This window comes from Paraburkholderia sp. SECH4 (assembly GCF_030511745.1).
Taxonomy (GTDB): Bacteria; Pseudomonadota; Gammaproteobacteria; order Burkholderiales; family Burkholderiaceae; genus Paraburkholderia; species Paraburkholderia madseniana.
This window is the reverse complement of record NZ_JALOCP010000064.1, coordinates 14,713-30,918: the sequence shown is the minus strand read 5'-3', so window position 1 is coordinate 30,918 and position 16,206 is coordinate 14,713. Positions and strand designations below refer to the sequence as shown.

The 16,206-nt window shown below is 59.5% G+C and carries 20 protein-coding genes; 9 read left to right on the top strand and 11 right to left on the bottom strand.

The features are described from left to right. Window positions 1–77 precede the first annotated feature (77 nt). Complete coding sequence (locus M0D67_RS40030; protein ID WP_171926899.1) at window positions 78–1,454, top strand: sensor domain-containing diguanylate cyclase; 1,377 nt, start codon at window positions 78–80, stop codon at window positions 1,452–1,454. A 141-nt stretch (window positions 1,455–1,595) separates the two neighbouring features. Further along, window positions 1,596–2,762 carry a patatin-like phospholipase family protein gene (locus tag M0D67_RS40025; RefSeq protein WP_171926900.1) on the top strand — a complete coding sequence of 389 codons (1,167 nt, stop codon included), beginning with the start codon at window positions 1,596–1,598 and terminating at the stop codon, window positions 2,760–2,762. A 71-nt stretch (window positions 2,763–2,833) separates the two neighbouring features. On the opposite strand, the gene M0D67_RS40020 is transcribed toward M0D67_RS40025, so the two are convergent. The 7 genes from M0D67_RS40020 to trpS all read right to left on the bottom strand — a co-directional run bounded on the left by M0D67_RS40020 (window position 2,834) and on the right by trpS (window position 8,918). Beyond that, the gene (locus M0D67_RS40020) at window positions 2,834–4,576 is read right to left on the bottom strand and encodes a tetratricopeptide repeat protein (protein WP_171926901.1); all 1,743 of its coding nucleotides are present in this window, start codon (window positions 4,574–4,576) and stop codon (window positions 2,834–2,836) included. Between the two features lie 68 nt (window positions 4,577–4,644). Beyond that, a complete protein-coding gene (locus tag M0D67_RS40015) occupies window positions 4,645–5,382 on the bottom strand; it encodes a BON domain-containing protein (protein ID WP_154560123.1) in 738 nt (245 codons plus the stop codon). Between the two features lie 82 nt (window positions 5,383–5,464). Further along, on the bottom strand, window positions 5,465–5,950 hold the full coding sequence (locus tag M0D67_RS40010; RefSeq protein WP_154560124.1) for an aminoacyl-tRNA deacylase: 486 nt from the start codon (window positions 5,948–5,950) through the stop codon (window positions 5,465–5,467). A gap of 152 nt (window positions 5,951–6,102) precedes the next feature. Then, a complete protein-coding gene (locus tag M0D67_RS40005) occupies window positions 6,103–6,813 on the bottom strand; it encodes a 1-acyl-sn-glycerol-3-phosphate acyltransferase (RefSeq protein ID WP_154560125.1) in 711 nt (236 codons plus the stop codon). Between the two features lie 198 nt (window positions 6,814–7,011). Beyond that, the gene (locus tag M0D67_RS40000) at window positions 7,012–7,350 is read right to left on the bottom strand and encodes a hypothetical protein (protein ID WP_154560126.1); all 339 of its coding nucleotides are present in this window, start codon (window positions 7,348–7,350) and stop codon (window positions 7,012–7,014) included. Window positions 7,351–7,464: 114 nt separating this feature from the next. Continuing rightward, window positions 7,465–7,749 carry a hypothetical protein gene (locus tag M0D67_RS39995; RefSeq protein ID WP_054040088.1) on the bottom strand — a complete coding sequence of 95 codons (285 nt, stop codon included), beginning with the start codon at window positions 7,747–7,749 and terminating at the stop codon, window positions 7,465–7,467. 146 nt (window positions 7,750–7,895) lie between these two features. After that, window positions 7,896–8,918: a tryptophan--tRNA ligase gene (gene trpS / locus M0D67_RS39990; RefSeq protein ID WP_171928809.1), complete on the bottom strand. Its 1,023-nt coding sequence runs from the start codon at window positions 8,916–8,918 to the stop codon at window positions 7,896–7,898. Between the two features lie 296 nt (window positions 8,919–9,214). Between trpS and M0D67_RS39985 the strand changes: the two genes are divergently transcribed. Genes M0D67_RS39985 through M0D67_RS39975 form a run of 3 tightly spaced genes read left to right on the top strand, consistent with a single transcriptional unit; the run spans window position 9,215 to window position 10,091 of the window. Next, window positions 9,215–9,529 (top strand): hypothetical protein, encoded by a 315-nt coding sequence (locus M0D67_RS39985; RefSeq protein ID WP_154560128.1) that lies wholly within the window; start codon window positions 9,215–9,217, stop codon window positions 9,527–9,529. Then, window positions 9,526–9,873, top strand: a complete 348-nt coding sequence (locus M0D67_RS39980) for a hypothetical protein (protein ID WP_168435668.1) — start codon at window positions 9,526–9,528, stop codon at window positions 9,871–9,873. Before M0D67_RS39985 ends, M0D67_RS39980 begins: the two co-directional genes overlap by 4 nt. Then, entirely contained in the window at window positions 9,873–10,091 is a 219-nt protein-coding gene (locus tag M0D67_RS39975) for a hypothetical protein (protein WP_154560129.1), read from the top strand. Before M0D67_RS39980 ends, M0D67_RS39975 begins: the two co-directional genes overlap by 1 nt. 47 nt (window positions 10,092–10,138) lie before the next feature. Here the strand turns inward: M0D67_RS39975 and M0D67_RS39970 are convergent, their stop codons facing one another. Beyond that, window positions 10,139–11,461: a TIGR00366 family protein gene (locus M0D67_RS39970; RefSeq protein ID WP_171928811.1), complete on the bottom strand. Its 1,323-nt coding sequence runs from the start codon at window positions 11,459–11,461 to the stop codon at window positions 10,139–10,141. 225 nt (window positions 11,462–11,686) lie between these two features. Between M0D67_RS39970 and M0D67_RS39965 the strand changes: the two genes are divergently transcribed. The 3 genes from M0D67_RS39965 to M0D67_RS39955 all read left to right on the top strand — a co-directional run bounded on the left by M0D67_RS39965 (window position 11,687) and on the right by M0D67_RS39955 (window position 13,203). Then, window positions 11,687–12,226: a 2,4'-dihydroxyacetophenone dioxygenase family protein gene (locus M0D67_RS39965; RefSeq protein WP_233464828.1), complete on the top strand. Its 540-nt coding sequence runs from the start codon at window positions 11,687–11,689 to the stop codon at window positions 12,224–12,226. 80 nt (window positions 12,227–12,306) lie between these two features. Further along, complete coding sequence (locus tag M0D67_RS39960; protein ID WP_154560131.1) at window positions 12,307–12,663, top strand: nuclear transport factor 2 family protein; 357 nt, start codon at window positions 12,307–12,309, stop codon at window positions 12,661–12,663. Between the two features lie 144 nt (window positions 12,664–12,807). Beyond that, complete coding sequence (locus M0D67_RS39955; RefSeq protein ID WP_154560132.1) at window positions 12,808–13,203, top strand: VOC family protein; 396 nt, start codon at window positions 12,808–12,810, stop codon at window positions 13,201–13,203. Between the two features lie 62 nt (window positions 13,204–13,265). On the opposite strand, the gene M0D67_RS39950 is transcribed toward M0D67_RS39955, so the two are convergent. From M0D67_RS39950 to M0D67_RS39940, 3 genes are all read right to left on the bottom strand, one after another. Continuing rightward, window positions 13,266–14,243, bottom strand: a complete 978-nt coding sequence (locus M0D67_RS39950; RefSeq protein ID WP_168435669.1) for a helix-turn-helix domain-containing protein — start codon at window positions 14,241–14,243, stop codon at window positions 13,266–13,268. Window positions 14,244–14,387: 144 nt separating this feature from the next. Further along, window positions 14,388–14,537 (bottom strand): DUF2934 domain-containing protein, encoded by a 150-nt coding sequence (locus tag M0D67_RS39945; RefSeq protein WP_154560133.1) that lies wholly within the window; start codon window positions 14,535–14,537, stop codon window positions 14,388–14,390. Window positions 14,538–14,680: 143 nt separating this feature from the next. Then, complete coding sequence (locus tag M0D67_RS39940) at window positions 14,681–15,040, bottom strand: superinfection immunity protein (RefSeq protein WP_154560134.1); 360 nt, start codon at window positions 15,038–15,040, stop codon at window positions 14,681–14,683. A gap of 236 nt (window positions 15,041–15,276) precedes the next feature. Between M0D67_RS39940 and M0D67_RS39935 the strand changes: the two genes are divergently transcribed. Continuing rightward, the gene (locus M0D67_RS39935) at window positions 15,277–16,161 is read left to right on the top strand and encodes an NAD(P)-dependent oxidoreductase (RefSeq protein WP_154560135.1); all 885 of its coding nucleotides are present in this window, start codon (window positions 15,277–15,279) and stop codon (window positions 16,159–16,161) included. Window positions 16,162–16,206: the final 45 nt, after the last annotated feature.

Below are 16,206 nucleotides of genomic sequence, written 5' to 3'. Positions count from 1 at the left end.
GCCACACCGCATTAGACTCAACTGCAAATCTATCCGTCGAACCGGGTCAACCTCAAACACCAACCAGACGGGTCAGAATGGACAGCTTGCTTATAGGGCCGGCGACGCGCAAACAGGTCGTTTTTGCAGGTACATGTGCGTTGCTCGTTCTGCTCACATTCGCGATTGCGGGTCAGCGTGCGCACCAGCCGTTGCCGGCAATCACGCCCTTCATGCCGATGTGTGCGCTCACGGTGTTCACCACGTCGGGAATCGCCGCGTTTCTTCTCGGCGCCCGCTTTAGCGTGACGCAACAGCCGATGCTCGGCGCGCTAGGCGGCGCGTACGCGTTCACGGCGATTACCGTCGCTTTGCAGCTGCTGATGTTCCCTGGCGTTTTCACGCGCACCGGACTGTTCGGCGCCGGGCCTCAGAGCGCGGCGTGGATGTGGGTTTTCTGGCATGCAGGATTTCCGCTGCTCGTCATCCTGGCAGCGCTCATACGCGACCGCCTCCCGAGCAAGCCGATCGGGCTGCCTCACATCGATTTCTGGACGTGGGCGTTACTCGGTGTTCCCACTGCGCTTGCCGCAGCGCTTGGCGTCTTTGCCATTCATGCGAATCTGTCCGCGCCTTTTCATGCGGCTTCCGAGACGAACGCGCTTTTAGGTGGCCGAACCGGACTCGTCATCTGCCTGCTTGACGCTCTAGCGATCGCCGTGGTCCTGTTCAAAGGACGCCTGCGGACCGTGCTCGATCTATGGGTCACCATTGCCCTGCTCGCCTCCCTAGCGGACGCCAGTCTGAATCTATTGAGCATGGCCCAGTTCACCCTTGGCTGGTACGTCGCGCGGATCTTCAGCATGCTGGCTCCCGGCGTGCTGGTATGCGTGCTGGTCTGGGAAGTGACCGTGCTCTACCGCGAACTGTCCGAGGCGCACGCTTCCCTGCTGCACTCGTCCACACGCGACGCCCTGACGCGCATTTATAACCGTAGCTACTTTGAAGACCAGTTTCGCAGGGAATTCGACCGTGCGACACGCAACGGTCAGCCGCTCTCGCTCGTCATGATCGATGTCGACAATTTCAAGGATTACAACGACGCCTTCGGCCATCTTCGCGGCGACGCTTGCCTCAGCGCAATTGCGAAAGCGCTGGCAGGAATAGCACGCCGGTCGAGCGATTTCGTCGCCCGTTACGGCGGTGAAGAGTTCGCCGTGGTGTTACCCAACACGGGATCGGAAGAAGCATCGGTCATTGCCGAGCAGGCCCGGCTCGCCATCATGCAGTTGGGCCTGACGGCGCCAATACCCGGCGGTCAGGTCACCATCAGTGCGGGGTGCGCGACGAACGAGCAGAACGCGCAGAGCACGCTGAGCACGCCCAACGCACTCGTGCAGGCGGCGGACGCAGCGCTCTACGGCGCGAAACGTGCGGGACGCAATCGGGTCCAGTCCGTCACACCCGGACAATAAAGGTTCATGCCTTTCAGGCGGCAGAATCCTGAAGCCGCCCGCAAGCTCCCCACGACAGTAAAAAGGGAAAACCGCAGCGCCAGGCCGCCCTCACCCGTGGCAAAATCACCGGCACCGCAGCATTTGTCCGGGAGACCTGCAATGGGCAACAAGACACACGGCAAACGCAACGCTAATGCGGCAGGCCAGTCGGAGGCCGCCCCGGACATTCCCGGACAGGTTGTCCTTGTCTTTCAGGGAGGCGGTGCCCTCGGCGCGTACCAGGCCGGCGTCTATCAGGCGATGCATGACCGCAAGGTCGAACCCGACTGGGTGATCGGTACGTCGATCGGTGCGATAAACGGCGCGATCATCGCGGGCAATCTGCCCGAGAACCGCATTGCGCGATTAACCCAGTTCTGGAACGGCGTGGCGCGCCGTGGCGTCGATGCGGCAAGCTGGCTGTTGCCAGGGCTCGCCAACTGGTCGCGCGACCTCGCGATCGTCACGCAAGGCGTGCCGTCGTTCTTCACCCCGCAACCCGGGTCATGGGCGAATATTCAGGCGCGCGTTGGACCGGAGCGGGCGGCATTCTACTCGACCGAGCCACTGCGTGAAACCCTGTCTTCGCTGATCGATTTCGACTACCTGAATCGCAAGACGACGCGGCTGACGGTCGGCACGGTCAATGTCTGCAGCGGACGTATGCGGTATTTCACTAATCGCGATGCGCCGATGGACGTCGAGCACGTGATGGCATCCGCCGCTTTTCCACCCGGCTTCCCTTCGGTGCGACTGGAAGGCGAATCGTACTGGGACGGCGGCATCTACTCGAACACGCCGCTAGAAGCCGTGCTCGATGATCGGCCGCGGAACAGCTCGGTGATTTTTTCGGTGCAGTTGTGGCCATCAAGCGGCCCGGAGCCCGAGTCCATCCTGCAAGTTATGAGCCGGCAGCGTGACATTCAGTACTCGAGTCGCGCGGAAAGCCACCTCGATCGACAGAAGCAGATCCACCGGCTGCGTCACGTGATTCGCGAACTCAGCCAACACATCCCCGAAGGGAAACGCGATACGCCGGAGGTTCAGGCGCTCCTCGGCTGGGGCTGTGGCACGACAATGCAAGTATTGGAACTCGACGCGCCGGCATTCGATAACAACGATTTGAACAGGGACATCGATTTTTCGTCGAGTGGCATCGAGCGACGCTGGGCCGTAGGTTATGAAGACACGATCCGCTTGCTTGAGCGTGCCCCCTGGCGCGAAACACTGGACCCTATGGAGGGCATCTCAGTCTTTCGAATGACCTCCGTGAATAGCCAAAGATAACTCATGAGCTGGCTCGCCGCTGCGGTGCTCGTCATGCACACACTGATCGCGTTTTATATTGTGGGTGCGATCTACGGCGCTTCCGTTGTGTCGAGAAGACGGGCTGCTTCACGCCGGATCTCCTCGGCCTCAAGCGGTCGTTGAGTCTGGCTCAAAAGTGCGCTCAGGTTACCGAGTGTCCGCGCTTCATCCTGACGGTAGGCCGCCGGGGCATCTCGCGACAGAGTCCGGTAAAGGTCCAGCGCGTTCCGGTAAGCGTCTTCAGCCTCGCGTGGGCGCCCGCTGTGACTGAAAAGGACACCTAGATTGTTCAACGTCCGCGCTTCGTCCGGTTGGTAGACAGTCGGGGTTTCCCCCGCGAGCGCACGATAGATCTGCAAGGCCTGCTGATAAGCTTGCTGCGCCTCCTTTGGCCGTCGTGTGGCGCGATAGAGCGCGCCAAGATTGGTCAGCGTGCGCGCAACATCGGGCCGATAGAGTGCCGGACTCTCCCGGGCAAGCTGCTGCCGGATCGTTAGCGCTTCCTTGTAGGCATGCTCGGCTTCCCGGAGTTGCTGCATCGCGCTATAAAGGTTCCCGAGATTGTTGAACGTACGAGCGAGTGCCGGGCGGTAGGCCGCAGGATTGCTCCGCACCAGAACCCGCTGGATGCTCAGCGCCTCGCGATACGCCTGCTCCGCATCGCTCATGCGTTGTGTGGCGCCGTACAGGATGCCGAGGTCGTTGAGCGTCGTCGCCATATCGGGTTTGTAGGTCGCGGGGTCGCGATAGGCCAACGCACGATCGATGTCCAGTGCTTCGCGATAAGCATCCGCCGCTTCCTGCAGGCGCTGTGTATCGCGATATAGCACGCCGAGGTTGTCGAACGTTTGTGCCACAGCGGGCCCGTAAGCCACCGGGTTCTGTTTCGCCAGCAGCCAATAGGTCTCCAGCGCCCGCAGATAGGCGGCCTCCGCTTCCTTGGGTCGTTGCAGCCCAACGTAGAGGTTGCCAAGCTTGCCGAACGTGCGCGCAATCTGGGGCTGGTAGGCGGCAGGCTTCTCCCGCGCCAGCAACTGATAGCGCGACAACAGCGTGCGGTAAATCGGTTCCGCACGTTCAAACTCGCGTTGCTCTTGCAAAGTGTCGGCAAGCGCGGTCGCCACGCTGCTATCTTCCGGTTGCAACGCGTAGGCCTTTTCCAGATGCGGCAGGGCATTCTGCGGAGCGAAGCGCAGCAATTCAATCTCGCCAGCCTCATAAGAACGCGCCGCGAACACCTGCGGGGTTCCCTGTTGTTCGGCAAGCAGTTGGGGCAGCAACTGAGATGCACTCTCCAGATCAAAGCGCGCTAGCGCTTCGTCGATGTGCAATTCAAGAGGATCGGGACTTCGTGCGATCGAGAATCTGCGCAGCAGATTCTCATAACGTGCGGCCCATTGCCGGGCTTCGGCCGCGAGATCTACGTCGGGCTGCGCCCTGATTTGCCCGGCAAGGCGCTCGACTAGCGGTTCGACGTTGGAGAACGCGGTATCGGTCTTGCGCCCAACACGGCCCGATTGCGCATACGCCACGCCTAGTATCACGTTGGTTGCGCTCGCGAGCGAGACCGTCTGGGCGTCGGAGAGTTTGGCGCCCTTCACCACGCGATTCAACTGGATGGTCAGGCGATTGAGGGTTTGACCGGGGAGTCCGCAATCCACCTGTACTTTGAGGCCGTTTTTGACATCGACCTCGGAGAACGCCGGAGAACACGAACTCGCCGCGTCAGCAGCGAGGCATCCCACGGACAACGCAACCATCGCAACGCCCGACAAAATCTTGCGCGCACTCATTTCCCGTCACGCCCGCCGTTCTATGGAAAGCAGTAACGTCCGGATTACAAAACGAGCCTGCAGTCAGATCAGGCCCCCACCTGAATACGATTGACGACGCCATCGATCGCATCCAGACACCAGGCGTCCTGTTCCGCCTGCCGTCTTTCTGCTTCGGTCGCCACCCAACCTGCTAGCGTGATCCTGTGATTTTCCACATTGATGGTGATCTGCCCGGCGCGCACACGCGGATCGGTTTCGAGCACCAGGTGCAAAGCCTCGGAAATCTCATCGTCACCGTCGGCTTCGGCGGGCACCAACTCCAGCAGGTTCACCACGTCGCGGCAGCCGCCGACCCACCAGGCAATCACACTCGCGAGGCGCCTATGGGACAGGCTGCCCACCTGGCCCGTCAAGGTCACGACACCGTCCTCGACCGTCACTTCGACGACGCCGCTGCCGTCGTTGCCCGCCTCGTCCATGGTGCCGTGCAGCACTTCCAGCTGGCCCTTGACGCGCGCACAGATCACGCAGTTGCGAAACTCCACCGTCTGCGCCAGCCGTTCGCAAAGACGCGTGCGTAGCTCGCCATCACCGACCGCCGGGTTGGCGGTAACACGCAGTTGGTCGACCAGACGCGTTCCATCGCAGTGCATCTGGGTCAACTGAAGAAGGCGTTTCTTGGATGCGATATCCGGCACCTCGCCCGCCACGGTCAGGGCGCCGTCGTCGAAGCTCATATGAATGGGATGATTCCGGAGCTTCAGGTGTGATTCACGTTCGAAGGCTGCCATCACCTGCTTCAGGACCGCGTCGCTGCGTTGCATGATCTGCCTCGCGCAAAGGTTCGGTAACGCAGCGCGCTTTATGCTGCGCTGCGCAAGCCTTGCCGCACCCGACGGGCGCCGTTCAACTCGGCGTGCCCGCCATGCGACGAGCGAAGCGTGTCCGCTCGGCCCGGTCCATCAGATCAAGGAATTGATCCGTGTCCATGTGAATCAGCGCTTCGTGATCGCCGGCCTCGAAATAGACGTCCGGCTGACGGGCGAGGCTCTCGTCAAGATAGGTGTACATGCCATAGGCAGTACACACTGGCGGAAGCGCTCCGACGTCGCAATCCTTGAACAGCTCCCGCAGATCGACCTCTTTGGCCAGCAGGAGGTGGCGTCCGGTCTGTGCCCAAAGCTCGGACAGCCGCACGGCGTAGGTCGATGGCAGCACAGCCGCCACATAGCCGTGTTCGTCTTCAAACAACACGGTTTTGGCGAGGCGATCGCCGGGAATATGCGCCGCCGCCGCGGTTTCGATGCTGGAATGGCTGTGCGGATGATGCACGATTTCGTACTGGGAGCCCTTGCTGCGCAGGCACTCCTCAAGAGTGGCAGACATCGACATGACGCACCTCCTCCGGAAGAAAGGAAACGGGAGACTATTGCTCGCGGTCCCTTAAGGATAGGTCGCTTTGGTTCGCATGTGAAAACATGCAAACAGCAGCATGCAAACAGCAGCGCCGCGACTGCGCGAGTGTGACGACGACTGGAACGGTATCAAAGCCGCAGCAGTTCGTCTTTCATCCACTCGTGGACGGCTCGCCCCAGTTCCTGCTGTGACAGGTCCCGAGGAGAGAATGCCGGGCCGACAACCACACGAATTTGTCCGCGGCCGCTGGGCCAGCCTTTCGCCGGCCAGACTTTGCCCGCGTTGAGAACCACCGGAACAGCAGGCACGCCAGTCGCGCAAGCCAATCGAACGCCTCCCGATGTCATTCTCAACGGCGCATCGTGTGGCACCCGGGTCCCCTCCGGGAAAATGACGATGACATCCCCCTTCGCCAGCCTCTCAGCGCTTTCCTGCGTCACAGCCTGATGAGCCTGTCGAGCGGAGCCGCGGTTCAGGCTAACCATGTCAAGGCCACGCAGCACCCATCCAAAAAACGGAATGCGAAGAAGCTCGTCCTTGAAAACAAAACTGATGCGCCGTGGAAAGAGCGCAAGAAATGCGAGTGTCTCCCAGGTCGATTCGTGACGGCACAGTAGTATCGCCGGCCCTTCAGGGATATGTTCAAGCCCTTCTATCGAACATGAGACTCCCGGCAGCCAGCGCATCACCGCCACCAGTGCACGACACCATTGTTTTGCCAACCAGTATCGTCCAGCTCTGCCGACGAACGGGAACAGGAGCAGTATGGCCATTGAATAAAGTGTCCCGCTACCGAGAACGTAGACGATGAACAGCCATTTAGTGAAAGTCGAACGCATCGGGGCCTGATTAAGATTGGTTTGCGGTGGAACATTCACCGTTGACAGGTGAGACCACGCCGTGACAGATGCGTTCGTATGCCACCCATCTCCAAACGACAGTGGAGTGGTTCGGGACTGGGCTTCCGGGGATGAAAGCGGACGCGTTGGCAGGACCGGCGCGCGATGCCGCAAAGGCAGGAAGAGATGCTCACAAGCCTACGCTGGCGCAAATATCACTGCGCCAACGTCTGCGATGTGAGTGAAGCTTCGAACGAACCGGTAGGTCTGGTCGCCGACCGTTATCCGGTTCAAGCCGGCGTGAGTCAGTTCGAGAATCTCATCAGCCACGCCCACTGCAATAGTTCCGTGACCAGTCAACTCGTTGTCCTCGTCCGCTGGGTCGCCGATGTAGACAGCGCAGACGTCTGTACCGCGGCGCATCATGACGACGCATTCTCCCTCATCCAGCGAGAGTTCGAGATATCCAACCAGCGTCAGCAATGACCCAGGCGTTTGTCCCTGCGGGTCGTAAGCCAAACCAGAATCAGCAGGCATAGTGCCGTCCCCCGTCCAATGCGTCGGTCCTGAAAAGGAAGCTCGCCCCTGGCGGGGCGATGACTCCACTATAGACGCCTACGTTCGAATGCGGGACATATTGGAATGCCCTGGTCAGGACCGCAACACGCCTTTCAGGCGTCCCAGCTCGGCGGGTCTCGTGTATGACCGATACAGTTCGCCAACTGTGCCGAATGCCAGGGCCGGTTTGAGCGTCGCGCCGGGAAGCGCGTCTGCAATCCAGTCAAAAGCATTCATTTCACGTTGAGCCGCATGGACTGCGGCAGTGAGCGCAGTGAGGGCCCGCTCTGCGGAGTGCCCGCCAAGGTCGACGAAGCAGCTCTCAAATGGATGCTTTGTTGCACTCTCGACGTACAACGTTGATTTTCGAACGGTCAAATCAATCTCCTTCGAGGATTGCCCGTCCTGTATATCAACTGAATGTGACAATACATCACGTTGCCCCGCCAAAGCTATGACTGGACTAGGACGACCGCGCGACGCCCGGTCTGCGCCGGGTTACAGCTGCGCGGCTTGCTGATCTTCTACTGTGAGTTCTGAAAGTAATTCAAACCAAGCGCACCCTTCACCTCTGATACCGTCGCACCCGCCACTTCCCGAGCGCGCATGGTTCCGCGACGCAGAACGTTCAGCACCTCGGCGCGGTCGGTCGCCAACTCGCGGCGTCGTTCCCGAATGGGTGCGAGCATCACCTGCAGCCGATCGTTGAGTGCGCGCTTGACCACGCTGTCGCCCAGCCCACCACGGCGGTAATGTGCTTTGAGTTCGTCGACCATCGGCACGTCCGGTTCGAACGCATCCAGAAACGCGAACACAACGTTGCCTTCAACCTGGCCCGGGTCGTTGACGCGCAGATGGTTAGGGTCGGTGTACATGTTGTTCACGGCCTTGGTGATTTCGTCCGGGCTCGCACCCAGCGTAATGGCGTTACCCAGTGACTTGCTCATCTTGGTTTTTCCATCGATGCCCGGCAGCCGCGCGACGTGCGAAAGCACCGCTTCGCATTCGACCAGCACCGGCTTGTCGACCGTGCTGTTGAAACGGCGCACCAGTTCGTTGGTTTGTTCAATCATCGGCAACTGGTCGTCACCGACCGGCACGCGCGTCGCCTTGAACGCAGTGATGTCGGCGGCCTGGCTGACCGGATACGTCAGGAAGCCGGCGGGGATATCCCGCTCGAACCCGCGGAGCACGATTTCCGCCTTGATGGTCGGGTTGCGTTCGAGGCGCGCAACGGTCACGAGATTGAGCAGATACTGCGTCAGTTCCGCGAGTTCGGGCACCTGCGATTGGATGACGATAGTTGATTTGGCAGGGTCGATGCCGACAGCCAGATAGTCCAGCGCGACTTCGATGACGTTGTCGGTCACCTTCTGGTGGCGGCCGACGTTGTCCGTCATCGCCTGCGCATCGGCGAGAAGCAAAAACTGCTGCGCTTCGTTTTGAAGCTGCACGCGGGTGCGCAGCGAGCCGATGTAGTGACCGAGGTGCAAGGGACCGGTTGTGCGGTCGCCGGTGAGGATAACGGGTTGTTTCGCCTGTGACATGGTGAGCTCAGTGTTTGGGGACACCACCAGTCATGCGCGCGCAAAAACAAAAATGCCGCCAGGACTGGCGGCATCACGTTGTAGATGTACGTGTGAAAACGGGCCGCCTGGGTCAGGCGTGCCACCAACGATACAGGTTCAGCAAGATCGGGTTCGTTTCCATCGGATGAGTATAGCGCAGCATGCGTCCCGGAACGGTACCGGTGGACACGGCGCACGAAAAACCTGTATATTTATACAGTACTGCAGGCGCAATTTCACAGCAACGAACTGGCACTTTTAATCGGGGGTGACCCATGGATGTACGCGTTCGCAGGCCCGTCCATCCAATGCCTGAGATGGCCGCCTTCATCGCAGAATTGCGCTCAGCCTTTGGCGACAAGGCGATTGACGATGCAGTCAGCCGCGGAAAATCTGGGGAGCCAGCCTTCTATGCCTGCGAAAACGGCACCGCTGTAGGCACAGCAAGTCCAGCGAACGACAATGTCTGGCACGTCAGCGCTGACATACGAGACCGGCATTATTGTCCCGGCTGCGATGGCGGCTGCGTCGGACAGGGGCTTGGTTGCAAAGAGTGGCTGCAACGGAAAGCAGACAAGGAGAAAGCGTGAAAAGTATTGGATTGGCCGTACTGATGGCGACGCTCACGCCGGCCGTGTACGCGGCTAGCTACACTGAAGTCTGGAATCCACCGGAGGCCCGTGCAACCGCTCCCCATAGGGTCGGTGCTGCACGCAAGCTCGCGGTTCATCGACCCGTCGTTGCTCACGCGGTGGATGTGCATGCGCGGCGCACGCCGACATCCGCACCCAGGCTCCTGGCGAAGCAAAGCCACATACAGAAAACCGCGCCGACAGACGAACCCGATATGTCGGAGATTCCGCGCCAGTTCACGCCCGAAGGAAATGTGCTTCGGGTTGATTCTCGCGGCATGTCGGCTGAGGTCACTCGCTGATGGAATTGGAGAGCTACAACGGCTATAGCGTGTGGGGGCACGCCATCCTGCAGCAGGAAGGCATGCTCCAGCCGGAACGGTACGCGGCGAGCGGCACGATCACTCGAAACAACAAGCTCGTTGAAGCATCCGGCGTCCTTGGCTATTTCGATACCGAAGAGCAAGCCCAGCATGCCGGACTTGACTGGGCACGAGCGTGGGTCGATAGCCACGGGTAGACGTACGGTGTGGCGGTCCCCCTCACATCGAGACGGGCCGCCTTTTGTCAGAACAGGTACATGCCGGCCACAAAAATAACGCCCGAGAACAGAAGCGCGGTGACGCAGTAGCCCATGATGTCACGAACGCCTAACCCTGCAATGGCAAGCGCCGGAAGAGCCCAGAACGGTTGCGCCATATTTGTCCACGCCTCACCGTAAGCAATCGCCATCGCAGATTTGCCAAGGTCTGCGCCGAGCGCTTGCGCGGCCGGCATAACAAATGGGCCCTGCACGACCCAATGACCACCACCGGATGGCACGGCAAAGTTGATCAGTGCCGAGCTGAGGAACGCGAGCAGCGGGAACGTGTGAACGTTGGCGATATCGACAAACCACTTCGTGATGACGCCCGCCAGGCCCGAGTGGTCCATCAGCGCCTGGATACCGGCATAAAACGGAAACTGAATCATGATGCCGGACGCGCCCTTCGCTGCCGCCGCTACCGCGCGTGCATACGCCATAGGGGTCTTGTGAAGAACGATGCCCGCTGCGAGGAACACCAGGTTGACGGTGTCGATATCCAGTGCGAAGCCTTTGTTGATGAACCGGATGACGAGGAAGACGGCGCAGAGTGCTGCCACGAGGATGGCCAGTACACGGCTTTCTTCCATTCGCTCAGCGAACGTCGCGTCGGGAGCAAGCTTGCGTTCTACACTCGGCGGGTCCAGCAATAGCGCCGGGTCTACCGTGACCACGTCTTCGGGTTTCGGCATCATGAGTCTTGCCAGGATTGGCAAAAGAATAATGAGGCCGATGGTGATAAACGCGTTGTAGCCGGTAAAGATGGTGTGCGAAACCGGAATCAGACCGACGGTCTTCTCCATCGGATTGCCCTTGGTGGCGGCAACGAGCGGCACAGAGCCAGACAAGCCACCATGCCAGGTCAGGAAACCCATGTAGGCACTCGCCACGAGCAGCCGATAGTCGGTTCCCTTGACGCGTCGGGCGACCTCTCGTGCAAGCATCGCACCCAGAACGAGACCGAATCCCCAGTTGATGGCGCAGGCAACGGCGCCCACAAACGCCACCAACATCACCCCTTGCCCGGGCGTCCGGGCAGAGCTCGCTAGCGCGACAAGCACTCGCTTGACGGGTCCCGAGCTGGCCAGCGCATGTCCCGTTACAAGAATCATCGCCATCTGCATCGAAAATGCGAGCAGGTTCCAGAATCCGGAGCCCCATAGCATCACGAGGTCGGCAGGCGCTTTCGGCGTCAAACCAAGCGCGAGCGCGAAGGTAACGCCGGTAAGCAAAATGGCAAAAATCAGGGGATCGGGCAACACCCGATGCACCACCTGAGTGAAAAAAGCGGAGATACGCTGAATCAATTGTCTACTCCTCGTCACCTTTATCGATGCGGCCAACTGTCCTTGTTACGGGCCGTAAACCGTATGGACGTAGGCCGCGCGCGCCGATTTTTGCACACAACGAAAAATCCTGCGTCGAGGACGACATTGCTGTTGCAGTCGTCGAGAAGGCGGACGTGTAGCGCGTTGTAATTAAACCGATAAGACGCGTTCTGAGTCCTCCGGTGCGCTGGCAGGCAACTCGTCTTGCACTACCGTGCAATCCTCCGGCGCTCTCCTGCGATATCGTTGATTCACCCACAAACCACGCCGAACTCGAATTCGGTTTGGCGAAATCTGGAGACGACGATGGACATCAAACCAAAGGTTCGCGAAGAAGCGGTTCAAATCGATGAGATTCCGTGGAAGCCCTTCCCGGATGCGCTCTCGCAAGGAGGAATCCGCTGGAAGATGCTTCACGCCTCCCCCGAAATGGGTGCATGGACCGCAATTTTTGATTGCCCCGCAGGCTCGTCCTTCAACGCGCATTTTCACGTCGGGCCGGGCGAATATTTGCTGACGAAGGGCCGCATGGACGTCCGCGGTGGTAGCGAGCACGGCGGCGACACGGTCGTCGCACCGGCGTACGGTTACGAGTCTGCCAATGCTCGTCACGACAAAACCGCGTTCCCGGTCGACAGCGAGTTCTACATGACGTTCCTGGGACCACTATCCTTCATCAAGGAAGATGGCACGCCGATCGTCGTGGTGACCTGGGACGAAGCCCAACGTGCATACGCGGGCTGAAGGGACTGCTGTCTACGTCATGTATCGGCAACGACCATCGTTACCGATACATCCCGTTGCTCCTCTCGTGGATACTCGACATGTCAAATCTCTCTGAACAGGCAGAAACAGCAACCAGGCAGGTTCTGGACCATCATCTCGGTGCGTTCGCTCAAGGCGTTGAGGAGATTCTCAAGGATTACGACGACAGCTCCGCCATCGTTACGCCGGACAGGACCTTCCGTGGTCGCGACGAGATCGCGAGCTTCTTCAAGGCATTTCTTGACGGTGCAGACCCAGCGTTCTGGCCGGCGTTCAAGATTACAAGCATGAGCACAATCGGCAACGTAGCGTACCTCGCCTGGGAGGCAAAGCCGTGGGTCACACTCGCAACAGACACCCTTTACGTTAGAGACGGGAAAATTGCGGTTCAGACGTTCACGTCTTTTTCGGCCTGACTCATGCGTGACTTATCGGTGACCTCGTCCGTGACCACATCCGCATCGACGGCGGTGAGACGCTCTGTCGCTTCCCGGTTTAACTGAACGCTCGCGGCGCAGCTCGGCAACTGCGTCGCGCATTACGCAACAAAGGAGTAAAAATTGGCCAAAATCATTCACGCCATGGTGCGGGTCCACGACCTTGAGCGTTCGCTGCAGTTCTATCAGGACGCGCTCGGGTTGTCGACAAGTCACCGCCTTGATTTCCCCGACTTCTCGCTGGTCTATCTTCGCAACGAAGAGAATGACTTCGAGATTGAGCTGACGTGGAACAAAGGCCGCGAGCCGGCATACACGCATGGTGACGGCTATGGGCACATCGCTGTAGCCGTTCCAGAGCTTGAAAATGAGCATGAGCGCATGACGCAGCTCGGTATCCATCCCACGCCCGTGAAGGAATTCAAGCGCGGCGAAGAGATGCTCGCCCGGTTCTTTTTCATTCAGGACCCCGATGGCTACAAAATCGAAGTTCTGGAGCGTTCGGGGCATTACGTGTAAGTGCATGCAGGCAACAACAGGCACGCGGATTGAGCGAAAAGGCTAGCTCCGGTCCGCGTTTGTCATGTCAACTCGTCCAACGAACCAACGCCCACAGTCCTGCGAACATCACCCGGCGAGGCGCCGTACTTCTCCTTGAACGCACGGCAGAAATGGCTGGTTGAATTGAAACCCCAGCGGAACGCTATCTCCGAGATGCGTTGCCGGTTGTAGGCCGGGTCCGTCAGCGCCTGCTTGCAGGCGTGCAGTCGCCTGTCCAGAACCCACCCGGAAACGGTCATGTCGCTACGCTGAAACAGCATGTGCAGGTAACGCAGCGAAATGTGATTTGCCTCGGCAATCCGGGTCGGGTTCAGGTCGTCTTCGTGCAGATGTTGCAGGATGAAGTCCTGCACACGTCTGAGCATCGCCGCGCTGGCGTCGAACGTTGCTGACGGTTGCTGGCCGGATAGCGCGATACCCAGCAGTTCGAGCGTAGACCTGCTGACGGAACCCTGAACGCTTTCGTCGAGTGTTGCGATTTCATTTGAAAGGGCCAGCAGGTGCACAGCCAGCAATGAACCGACGCCTGTGCGGCTTTCGATTTTGCCTCCTGTCGGCGGCTGCTTGCGTTCCGGTAGCCGCTCCCGCATAACCGACCATGGAATCATCAGCGTCACCTTATGCAGGCGCTCGAGAACTTCGAACTCGATGGACTGGTCAGTCGTCCAGACGACTACATCGCCGGACGCGACCTCCACGCCTGAATCGCCAATCCTGAATCGTTCGCGCCCACCCGTGGTGAGTTGCACTCCGACATACAGTTCATCATCGTGGCGAACTTGCCCTCGCGTGCGTTGACCCTTGCAAGGGTCGCATACCGTCTCGACAATCCCGGCTCCCGCGAAATCATGATGTTTGACGTGGGCGTAGAACGTAGCAGGCAGACGATGAGGGACTTGCCACTCCCTGTAGCTGTGACTGAGCACCGACTGCCAGGCGTCTGTGCGGTCACCAGCCGGGACGTCGTTGCTCGACCATTCGGTAGATTGATTTCGCACGTCGTCGCTCCTTTCCCTCGGTTTCACGATGCGCTCGATGACGCGTCCAATTATCCTCCCTTCCGGTTGAATACGTGGAACAGCGTCAACGTTCCGAGCACGTGGACCTCCGCTTAGGAGCTCTGGTCACACCGAACTAACATCTCAATCCGATTCTGCCAGCACGCGATCTGCGCCTAGCTGTTGCCGTGCCTTTGCCCAATATTCCTGGGAACGTCCCTCGGGACTTCCCTCTTTCTCCCACAGATAGAACGCAAGCGTACGAACTTGCTCCTCGGTAACAGGCATATCCATTTCAATCTCCAGAAAAATTTCTTCGATTGACTAGAGCGTCGACGCCCCGGTCAATCAACAAGCAAGTCTGAAAGCCGGGCGCAATACGGCGCCCACCTCTCGAATGTCAGCACGGTCCATTCACGCTCGGCCTACGTCACCGACTAACTTCTGTGTTGGTAACGGCTGCTTGCTGCGATGCGCGCCACTACCGGCACCAAACGCGGGTTGAACAAGGGAATTGACCCAGCACGGCCTTCAGCGCGAGCAACTATGGCATCTATCGTGACTCGTGCAACCGCCCGTTGTGCCCGTTTTGCGAACTGCTTCAAACGACGATCGCTGACCGGATGCCGCGCCCATATCAGCGCCGCGAACCAACCGATAACGGTCCATCCAAGCAGGATGTTCACCATGGTCACCGCAAAGGCGTCTTCGCGGTCTCTGGCGTCTGCAATCATTGCGGGCACCAAATACAGCATCAGCGCACCTAGCAACACCGCACCTTCGATAAGCTTCAACATTTCTTCACCTCGCTACAGTTTCGATAGGAGTTTAGATCTGGCCTATCTTTTTTCTAGACCGATAGCGTGAAATCACAATTGCAAAATGCCAGACAATGGCGCTCGCTAAAGCCCATCGCGGATTGGCGGGGATCCCTATGCTGGAGGAGGTTTGCGGCGACGCGTAGGCTGCAGCGCTCCCCTGCGCGCCGATGACGGCAGAAGCGTATGCTGCTGTAAATCATCAGGAGACGACCATGAGCCTTGCTGGCAAGACACTATTCATGTCCGGTGGCAGTCGCGGCATCGGACTCGCGATTGCACTCAGAGCCGCACGCGACGGCGCCAATGTCGTGATTTGCGCCAAGACCGCGGAGCCAGACCCGCGTCTCGAAGGCACGATTCACACGGCGGCTGCGGCTGTTGAAGCTGCCGGCGGCAAGGCGCTCCCGCTGGTGGTGGATATTCGCGACGAAGAACGCGTGAAGGCGGCAGTCGCCGAGGCCGTTGCTTTGTTCGGCGGCATCGATATCCTCGTGAACAATGCCAGCGCCATTCGACTGACAGGCACGCTGGACACACCCGTCAAACGGTACGACCTGATGCATGGGGTCAATGGCAGAGGTACGTTCGTATGCGCGCAAGCGTGCCTGCCGCACCTCCTCAATGCGCCGAACCCGCACATCCTCACGCTGTCACCTCCGTTGGTCCAGGACGCAAAATGGTTTAGCGATTTTCCGGCATACACCATTGCCAAATACACAATGAGCCTGTTCACCCTGGCGCTTGCCGGCGAGTTCAAAGACCGGGGTGTCGCCGTCAATTCGCTATGGCCTCGAACAGCGATCGCGACCGCTGCTGTGCAAAATGAAATTGGCGGCAAGGACATGATTGCAGCATGTCGCACGCCTGAGATAGTCGCTGACGCGGCCCACTACATCCTGACGCGCCCGGCCAAAGAGTGCACAGGAAACTTCTTCCTCGACGACGAAGTTCTGCTGGCCGCCGGTGTGCGCGACTTTGCACAGTACGACGTGCAGGCTGGGGCCGCATTGCAAGCGGATTTCTTTGTGGAGGCCTTGCCGGGCATGTTGCCGGCAGACAATATGACGAAGCGTGCATCCCGCACCCCACCCCGCTAAAAAGTTAGGGTGTGTGGATACGGATGCAGTCACACACGCTGGAAT